The organism is Acinetobacter sp. YH01018, from assembly GCF_013420295.1.
In the GTDB taxonomy this organism is placed as follows: Bacteria; Pseudomonadota; Gammaproteobacteria; order Pseudomonadales; family Moraxellaceae; genus Acinetobacter.
The window spans coordinates 1-8,662 of the sequence record NZ_VOYL01000071.1; the positions used below are offsets into that span (position 1 = coordinate 1).

Here is an 8,662-nt window from a genome sequence, read left to right on the forward strand (position 1 = left end):
AAATACAAAATAATTCGGTAATATGATCCATCGAGAAGCCTTGTTTTATAACATTTTGTATTGAGAACCAATATGTTATAAATTCAGGGCTTTTTTTCTACTCTTTTTTATATCGAACTCAGGTTAACCAAAAATGTCTTTTCGCATGTTTAGTTGTTTTTGTCAACTTAATAATGTACAAAACAATTACGAGTCATATCAAAGTCAGATATGGAATCGCAGAACTTTATTTCAAATTAATCTTATTTTATCCATTACGTTTGGGGTGATCTGTTTTGTTATCTGGTTATCGCGGCGAAAAGAAACTACTTTTGGATGGTTTGCCTTAAGTTCCTTGTTATGGGTGCTATTTATTTCCAATATGTTGACTACAGAAACATTTCCCTATCCAAATACACTAATTGCAGCACAGGCCAATTTGGCTTTTTTTATTCTTTATGTTGTAAGTTTCTGTATTTATTCATTCAGGTTTATCCAAAAGCGCTTTATTAAAGTTGAGACAGTTGTTTGGGGAATTACGGGACTGATTATTGCAGGTATTTTTCTCACCCCGCAGCAGTCAGCTTATTGGGTTTTTGCGCTGATATTTTTAATCTATGTTGGACTGTTTATTATCGGTTATCTATATGCCTGTTATTACGCAATTCAATCTAAAAGAACAGATTATATCTTTTTAGCCATTTGCCTAAGCGCTATTGTCATTTTTATGATATTCGACCTTTTATTATTATCGGGAGAGGTGGTTGTAAAGGATGTTCGACCATTATCTCCCTATACCGGACCGATTATCACCTTTTTTATGGTAATTATATTAGGTTCAAGATTGGCACGTAATGTTAAAAAAATTGAAACATTTAATGCCCAGCTAGAAATGAAAGTTCAGCAGGTCAGTAATGATTTAAGCTCCAGTTTGAATGAAAAACATCAATTAGAGCTTAAAAATGTCAAGCTACAAGAAAGAATCAATTTATCCCATGATTTACATGATGGTTTGGGCGCATCATTGGTTCGCTCGATGATTTTAGTGGATCAAAGTACGCATGATATTTCCAACAAGCAATTTTTATCGATGCTTAAATTACTAAGAGATGACCTTAGGCAAATTATCGATAGTGGTTCATCTGCAGATAATAAAATTCCAGTTAATCCCATACTGTGGGTGGCACCCGTTAGGCATCGTTTTAGTCAGCTTATGGATGAACTGGATATTCGTTCTAAATGGATTTTTCCGCAGGAATGGCAAGCCGTGCCGAGTGCTTTGCAGTGTCTCACCTTGATTCGGGTACTGGAAGAAAGCCTGACCAATATTATTAAACATAGTCAGGCCAGGCAGGTAAAAATAGCGATGGTCTATATTCGAGAAAACCAGTTTATTTTGAGTATAGAAGATGACGGTGTTGGTTTTGATGCAGATAGTGTAGTGCAACAGGGATTAAGTATTGGCATGCGCAGTATGAAAATGCGTTTGGAACGTATGGGCGGCGAGTTTAAATTATCTTCTGAACCGGGTTGCACCATCATTCAGGCGATTGTTCAGCTGAAATAAGCAATTAAATTTTTTTTAATTTTTAGATATTGGTTACTATTTCATCATTTTATAAAATTGGAAAAAATTAAAATGAGCGAGTTATTTTGTTTTTAATCTTGAGAAGAAATAAATATAAATTTTTTAAAATATAAAAATGGGGAAAATATTATTTTCCCCATTTTGTAGCTTTATTTATTCTTCATCTGCCGCAGGCAACAGCATCAGAATAGATTCATTGAGCAAATTCACAATGTCTTCGAGAATGTCTGGATCATACAAATTTTCATCCAGTAATACTGAACCGCCATCAGCCAACTGTTTTAAAATTGGGGCAAAAACTTCGGAAATACAAATACCTTCACCATTTGCCCAAAATAGCAACTCACCTTCAGCTTCAGTATAAAGCAGGCGTGATGCCGGCTCGAGCATAAGTGAATAGCCCTGATCCAAAGCTTCTTCCAGATCACCTGTACCAATGGCTTCCGCCTCTGGAATATTTTCCGGATATTTCGCTTCTGACATTAGGCTCATCAGGGCATCCTCAAGCACAGCCGGATTTTGCAATTGTGCCAAAAGTTCGGTTTTTAAATACTCCAGCTCATTTTGGGTAATTTGACCAATCGGGCTGATTTTGTCACGCAGAATGTCTTTTAATGGATTTTTAAGCAACTGATCGTCTGCGAATTTGTCACTGACGCGATCCATCATTTCTGCCACGTTCGGCATGCGGAAACCGAAAGAAAAAGTCAGGCAGTCATCTTCCGCTACGCCGTAGTGTGATAAACCAGGCGGTACATATAGTAGATCACCGGGAGCAAGCACCTCATCAAAATTCACGTCCATGTCAGGAAGTAATTTTAAAGGTTGTCCTGCAACGAAGTCAGTATCTGCATCACACATTTGTCCCAATTGCCAGCGGCGATGACCATAACCTTGTACCAGGAACACGTCATAAAAATCGAAGTGCTTGCCGACAGATCCACCTTTAGGCGCATAAGACACCATGATGTCATCACGACGCCACAGCGGAATGAAGGGAAATTTCTTCCACAGTTCAGCGAGATCAAATGAATAATGGTCTACGGCCTGAACCAGTAGAGTCCAAAGCTTAGGCATCTTCTGAAAGTCTGCTTTAATCAAAGGTGAAGACTTCACTGACCATTGATTTGGGTCTTTATCTTTTTGCTTGATTAAGCGGGCAGTGACATTTTCATCTAGCGCCAGTTCCATAACATCATGAGGTTCTAAAAGGCCTGCAATTTCAGGGAGAGCGTTACGAACCAGTAATGGTTTTTTTTGCCAGTATTCGGCAAGGAATTGTTCGGCGGTAATTCCGCCAAGCACGTCTAGAGGCTGGGACATAAGATAAAGCACCTATAAATTTATGCTTATTGTCTATGGAGTTGCAGGTGAGAGCAAGTTGTAAATCAGTTGGGGAAGATTCCTTAGTCTGCATTATGGGAGTGAAGTAGTGTGGGAAGTTTTGAAATTGATAATAGCGCAATGCTAGCCATGAATCATGGACAGAAAAAACTTGAACAAAGGGGGCGGAACCCTCAAATAAGCCAACCATTCAAGTCATGGAAGGATTGGCTTAAGCAGAATTTGAGCTAGGGCACTAACACATTCAACTGACGCAGGATATGACAAAGTTGAATCATCGGCATACCCATCAAAGTGGTTTGATCTTGCCCGGTCATCTGTTCAAACAGACTAATGCCGAGACTTTCACACTTAAAACTGCCTGCACACATTAAAGGTTGATCGACTTCAATATAACGTTCAATTTCGGCCAAACCCAGTTTGCGGAATTTCACTTTATAATGTTCAACCAGAGTCTGTTCAAATCCCGTCGATTTTTGCTGTACGCTGAGGGCGGTACTGAAATAAACGATTTTGTCCGAATTGGCCTGTAACTGTTTGATGGCTTTTTCCACAGTCAAAGGTTTGCCAATAAAAATATCGGGTGCCCCTTCACGCCACGCCACCTGATCGGAACCAATCACAATAGCATCGGGATATTGTTCGGCAATAATGTTGGCCTTTTCAAAAGCTAGCCGTTTCGCCAGTTCATCTGCATGGTCTTCGCCCCGTGGGGATTCATCGATATCTGGTACCAAGCTCTGATAGTCGATACGGAGACGATTCATCAGCTCTTTACGGGTTTGACTGCTTGAAGCCAAAATAATGTTGGGAGTATTCATTACACTGCATATTCCATGAGCACATCAAGCGGAACATATGAGAGCACAGCTTGATGGCAAGCTTGTATTTTAATAGGCGGAGCAATACCAGCCTGATATGCTTCAACCCAACGGGTTACACAAATGCACCAGAAATCACCCGGTTCTAGACCTGGGAAATCGACTTCTGGAAGAGGTGTGATCAGGTCATTACCTACTTTTTGCGAAAAATTAAGAAACTCAGCGGTCATTTGTGCACACATCGTATGCTGACCTAGATCTGTGGTCGCCGTATGACAAAAGCCGTTACGAAAATAACCGGTAATAGGAGAGTAGCAACAGCTTGCCAAGGGTTCGCCTAAAACATTTAAACGATTGATATTTGGATCTGGGTGAATAGACATAAGCTCTAAATCATGATGTGGCTTTTGACTATAATAATCAAAACTTTGCCTTTCGACAGCTTTTCTGCAAAAGATGCTAACCTTTTTCTACATAATCATTTAAAATCGGGGCGTTTTTTATATCTATAAAGTGAGCTATACATGAACTTTCAGCGTATGACTGACCTGGATTTGGCAGGTAAGCGTGTACTAATTCGTGAAGATTTAAACGTTCCTGTTAAAAACGGTGTAATTACCAGTGATGCACGTTTACGCGCAGCATTGCCAACCATTAAAGCGGCTTTGGAAAAAGGTGCAGCAGTCATGGTTTATTCACACCTTGGTCGTCCAGTTGAAGGTGAGCCAAAACCTGAACAATCTTTGGCGCCAGTTGCAGCGTACTTAACTGAAGCTTTGGGCCAGGAAGTCAAACTTTTCACTGATTATTTAGATGGTGTTGAAGTTGCAGCTGGTCAAGTGGTACTTCTTGAAAACTGCCGTTTCAATGTTGGGGAAAAGAAAAACAACCCTGAACTTGCACAAAAATATGCCGCGCTTTGCGATGTATTTGTGATGGATGCATTTGGTACTGCACACCGTGCAGAAGCGTCAACTGAAGGCGTGGCGCGTTTTGCAAAAGTAGCGGCTGCGGGTTCTTTACTTGCAGCAGAATTGGATGCTTTGGGTCGTGCACTTAAAACCCCTGAAAAACCAATGGTTGCGATTGTTGCGGGTTCTAAAGTATCAACTAAGCTTGATGTACTCACTTCACTTTCAGATATTTGCGATCAAATTATCGTAGGTGGCGGTATTGCCAATACCTTCCTGGCTGCGGCTGGTTACAACGTGGGTAAATCACTTTGCGAAAATGATTTGATCGATACTGCAAAAGCGATCGCAGCAAAAGTTTCTGTACCGCTTCCAACTGACGTTGTGGTTGCAGATGCTGCTGAAATTAACTTTGATGATTTCCTCGGTTCATTGGCTGCGGCTAAAGCTGTAGTAAAAAAAGTGGAAGATGTTGCAGACAACGACATGATTTTGGATGTGGGTCCAGAAACTGCGAAAGCATTTGCTGAAATCCTGAAAACATCAAAAACGATTCTCTGGAATGGTCCTGTTGGCGTATTTGAAGTAGATCAGTTCGGTGAAGGTACGAAAGCACTCTCTTTAGCAATTGCAGAATCTGATGGTTTCTCTATTGCAGGTGGTGGCGATACTTTAGCTGCGATTGATAAATACGACGTTGCAGACAAGATCGGTTATATCTCTACGGGTGGTGGTGCATTCCTTGAATTTGTTGAGGGCAAAACCCTTCCAGCGGTTGCTGTGCTTTTAGAACGCGCTTAATACATTCTTTTAAAAGTATCAAAGGTTGACTTCGGTCAGCCTTTTTTCATGCCTTTTCATTTGAGTGATTCATTTTTTGGTCATAAAAATGCAATATATCTGCAATAAAATTCCGGTCATTAAATCTCCTGTCGTAGGAAAATGTGATGAACCTGAAATTAACACTTGCAGCACTTGTGATTTTACCTTTGGCTTTGACTGCCTGTGCCAAGAAAGATGAAGCACCTAAAACTGAAACTGCCGCTTCAGCAGCAGTAGAGGAGCAAACGACTCCAGAACAGCAAAAAGCGATTGATGCACTGGATAAGCCTGTCCTGGATGAAAAAAATACTGATGTACCTGCTGAAGTGGCAAATGCACCAGCAGATGAAGCGACTGCCGCTACAGATGATGCTGCCTCTACAGCAACTGCTCAATAAGTTTGTAGTTTTTTATTTAAAAGTCCCTGCATAAGCAGGGATTTTTTTTGAAATAGTGTGTTTTGTTGCTGAATTGAAATGATTCAGCATGTAGAATATGGCGCATCACCTGGGAGGATATTATGGCTCTAATCTCGATGCGCCAGCTCTTGGATCACGCTGCAGAACACAACTACGGCGTACCAGCGTTCAATGTAAACAACTTAGAACAAATGCGTGCAATTATGTTGGCCGCAGACGAAACAAATTCACCTGTCATTGTGCAGGCATCTGCGGGTGCTCGTAAATATGCAGGTGCTCCATTCTTACGTCACCTGATTTTAGCTGCAATTGAAGAATGGCCACACATTCCAGTGGTAATGCATCAAGACCACGGTACCAGCCCTGACGTATGTCAGCGTTCTATCCAGTTGGGCTTCTCATCAGTAATGATGGATGGTTCTTTGGGTGAAGATGGTAAAACACCAACTTCATATGAATACAACGTAGACGTGACTCGCCGTACTGTTCAAATGGCACATGCCTGTGGCGTTTCAGTTGAAGGTGAAATTGGTTGCCTGGGTAGCCTTGAAACAGGTATGGCGGGTGAAGAAGATGGCGTAGGTGCAGAAGGTGTGCTTGACCATTCTCAACTGCTTACTTCAGTTGAAGAAGCACGTTCGTTTGTTGCTGATACCGATGTAGATGCCTTGGCGATTGCCGTAGGTACTTCACATGGTGCATACAAATTCACGCGTCCACCTACAGGCGACATCTTGGCAATTGACCGTATTAAAGAAATTCATGCGGCATTACCAAATACCCATCTTGTCATGCACGGTTCAAGTTCTGTACCTCAAGAATGGTTGGCTGTAATCAATGAATTTGGCGGCGACATCAAGGAAACTTATGGTGTGCCTGTTGAACAACTGGTTGAAGCAATCAAACACGGTGTTCGTAAAATCAATATCGACACGGACTTGCGTTTGGCATCGACTGGTGCAATGCGCCGCATGATGGCGGAAAAACCAAGCGAATTCGATCCACGTAAATTCTTTGCAGAAACTATTGTTGCAATGAAACAAATTTGTGTAGATCGTTATACAGCATTTGGTACTGCAGGTCATGCAGACAAGATTCGTCCAATTTCTTTAGAGAAAATGGTGAATCGTTATAAATAATCGTTAAAGATTATCTATAATCAAAAGCCCACATCTATTGTGGGCTTTTCTGTATCTCATTCCTAAAGCATGATAAATAGGGAAAATAAGGCAAAAGATGGAACTTATATTGGCTGCAGCATGCTGTAGTGTCGTCATCTCAATGTTGTTTAAATTATGCAAGGCTAATGGTTTTGATGCCTTGCAGATGATTGTCTGGAACTATGCCTCTGCAAGTGTACTCTGTTTTTTATGGTTTAAGCCCGATTTACAGCACATATCAGTTATCGATACGCCGTGGTGGCTGATTGTGGCGCTGGGTGTATTACTACCGAGTATTTTCCTGTGCTTGGCGAAATCACTGCAATATGCCGGTATTATCAAAACGGAAATTGCCCAGCGTTTATCGGTGGTTTTGTCTCTGTTGGCAGCATTCTTTATTTTTCAGGAACAGTTTAATACCTTAAAAATAATCGGAATCGGATTAGGGATTTCCGCCGTACTCAGTATTTTATTTTCACATCAAGCAGCAGCGCAAGGGCAGCCATTTTCAAAGCAAGGCTTGCTTTATCTGGCATTGGTCTGGTGTGGCTATGCGCTGATTGATGTATTGCTCAAGTACACCACTGGCTTGGGAGTGCAGTTTGCTGTAGCACTAAACTTGATGTTTATCTGTGCCTTCATCTTGTCGTTGGCTTATATTGGCATGACCACGAAAACAGCAGGCAGTAGTCGAAATATTCTGGCTGGATTGGGGCTGGGAGTTTTAAATTTTGCCAATATAGCCCTGTATGTCAAGGCACACATATTATTAAAAGACACACCTGCAATTGTGTTTGCAGGCATGAACATTCTTGTGGTGCTGCTGGGAGCTTTAAGTGGCTTAATTCTGTTTAAAGAAAAATTAAAACCTGCAACTGCATGCGGTCTTGCTTTAGGTTTGGCCAGTGTTATTTGCTTAGCCTATGCAATGTCTGTCTGATATAGCTCGATACAAAAATGAAAGGATGTTGCAGAAAATCTTCCTTTTCTGCCAAACCCAATAATAAGCCATTTTGATGGCAGACAGGGCGGGCAGAATAGTGATGATTTTCTTGTTGATAAAGCTGAAGATAATATTGCTGGCAATGCAAGAATTGCAATTAAAAATACAGCGCATTTAAATGCGCTGTATTTTTAGTGTTCAAGCTTTATAGTATAAGGACATTTGCTCAATTATGAGCGTTGAAAGCGTTGTAATGTATCTTTCCAATAGTAGTTAGCCATAATAATAGGATGTTTGAATAGATCCTGCATTTCAATCGTGCCCTGAAGTTGACCGGGTTGCTGACAATGTGGACATTTAGGGTAAGACGTCAAAATAGCATCTGCGCTATATTTCTGCATGTAAACCGTTTGGCAAGAGCGACATTCAAATTTTATCGGCATTTTGATAGCTGGAAGCATAGTAGGGACTACCGTTTATTTTTTTGCCAATATACCTGAGTCCTGTTACAAAAATAAGTCCTGAAATGACATGAAAGGGGCATATTCGCCACTGCTGTCCCATAGTTTGCTTTAAATAAAAAAACCTGAGTCCTAACAGTTAAAATATGAGTGCAAACAAACACTTTAACGACCAGGATTCAGGTTTTGTCACATCAGAATACCGTATTTCATG

The 8,662-nt window shown here is 40.9% G+C and carries 8 protein-coding genes; 5 read left to right on the plus strand and 3 right to left on the minus strand.

Going from position 1 to position 8,662, the window contains the following annotated elements:
* Positions 1–145: 145 nt before the first annotated feature.
* Complete coding sequence (locus FTT83_RS14795) at positions 146–1,546, plus strand: ATP-binding protein (protein ID WP_257234925.1); 1,401 nt, start codon at positions 146–148, stop codon at positions 1,544–1,546.
* A gap of 174 nt (positions 1,547–1,720) precedes the next feature.
* Here FTT83_RS14795 and FTT83_RS14800 read toward each other — a convergent pair whose 3' ends face one another.
* From FTT83_RS14800 to FTT83_RS14810, 3 genes are all read right to left on the minus strand, one after another.
* Complete coding sequence (locus FTT83_RS14800; protein WP_180176803.1) at positions 1,721–2,890, minus strand: cupin domain-containing protein; 1,170 nt, start codon at positions 2,888–2,890, stop codon at positions 1,721–1,723.
* A gap of 248 nt (positions 2,891–3,138) precedes the next feature.
* On the minus strand, positions 3,139–3,732 hold the full coding sequence (locus FTT83_RS14805) for a nucleoside triphosphate pyrophosphatase (protein ID WP_180176802.1): 594 nt from the start codon (positions 3,730–3,732) through the stop codon (positions 3,139–3,141).
* On the minus strand, positions 3,732–4,115 hold the full coding sequence (locus FTT83_RS14810; RefSeq protein WP_086196374.1) for a DUF2237 family protein: 384 nt from the start codon (positions 4,113–4,115) through the stop codon (positions 3,732–3,734). Before FTT83_RS14810 ends, FTT83_RS14805 begins: the two co-directional genes overlap by 1 nt.
* 141 nt (positions 4,116–4,256) lie before the next feature.
* On the opposite strand from FTT83_RS14810, the gene FTT83_RS14815 reads away from it, so the two are divergent.
* From FTT83_RS14815 to FTT83_RS14830, 4 genes are all read left to right on the plus strand, one after another.
* Entirely contained in the window at positions 4,257–5,444 is a 1,188-nt protein-coding gene (locus tag FTT83_RS14815; protein WP_180176801.1) for a phosphoglycerate kinase, read from the plus strand.
* A 146-nt stretch (positions 5,445–5,590) separates the two neighbouring features.
* Positions 5,591–5,863, plus strand: a complete 273-nt coding sequence (locus FTT83_RS14820; protein WP_086196372.1) for a hypothetical protein — start codon at positions 5,591–5,593, stop codon at positions 5,861–5,863.
* Between the two features lie 122 nt (positions 5,864–5,985).
* Positions 5,986–7,023, plus strand: a complete 1,038-nt coding sequence (gene fba, locus FTT83_RS14825) for a class II fructose-bisphosphate aldolase (RefSeq protein WP_086196371.1) — start codon at positions 5,986–5,988, stop codon at positions 7,021–7,023.
* 97 nt (positions 7,024–7,120) lie between these two features.
* Positions 7,121–7,984 (plus strand): DMT family transporter, encoded by an 864-nt coding sequence (locus FTT83_RS14830; protein ID WP_180081289.1) that lies wholly within the window; start codon positions 7,121–7,123, stop codon positions 7,982–7,984.
* Positions 7,985–8,662: the final 678 nt, after the last annotated feature.

Excerpts from the sequence above, each read along its gene's own strand:
- FTT83_RS14795 (WP_257234925.1), top strand. The coding sequence starts at position 146 with ATGTTTAGTTGTTTTTGTCAACTTAATAATGTACAAAACAATTACGAG.
- FTT83_RS14805 (WP_180176802.1), bottom strand. The coding sequence starts at position 3,732 with ATGAATACTCCCAACATTATTTTGGCTTCAAGCAGTCAAACCCGTAAA.
- FTT83_RS14830 (WP_180081289.1), top strand. The coding sequence starts at position 7,121 with ATGGAACTTATATTGGCTGCAGCATGCTGTAGTGTCGTCATCTCAATG.
- FTT83_RS14820 (WP_086196372.1), top strand. The coding sequence starts at position 5,591 with ATGAACCTGAAATTAACACTTGCAGCACTTGTGATTTTACCTTTGGCT.
- FTT83_RS14800 (WP_180176803.1), bottom strand. The coding sequence starts at position 2,890 with ATGTCCCAGCCTCTAGACGTGCTTGGCGGAATTACCGCCGAACAATTC.
- fba (WP_086196371.1), top strand. The coding sequence starts at position 5,986 with ATGGCTCTAATCTCGATGCGCCAGCTCTTGGATCACGCTGCAGAACAC.
- FTT83_RS14810 (WP_086196374.1), bottom strand. The coding sequence starts at position 4,115 with ATGTCTATTCACCCAGATCCAAATATCAATCGTTTAAATGTTTTAGGC.
- FTT83_RS14815 (WP_180176801.1), top strand. The coding sequence starts at position 4,257 with ATGAACTTTCAGCGTATGACTGACCTGGATTTGGCAGGTAAGCGTGTA.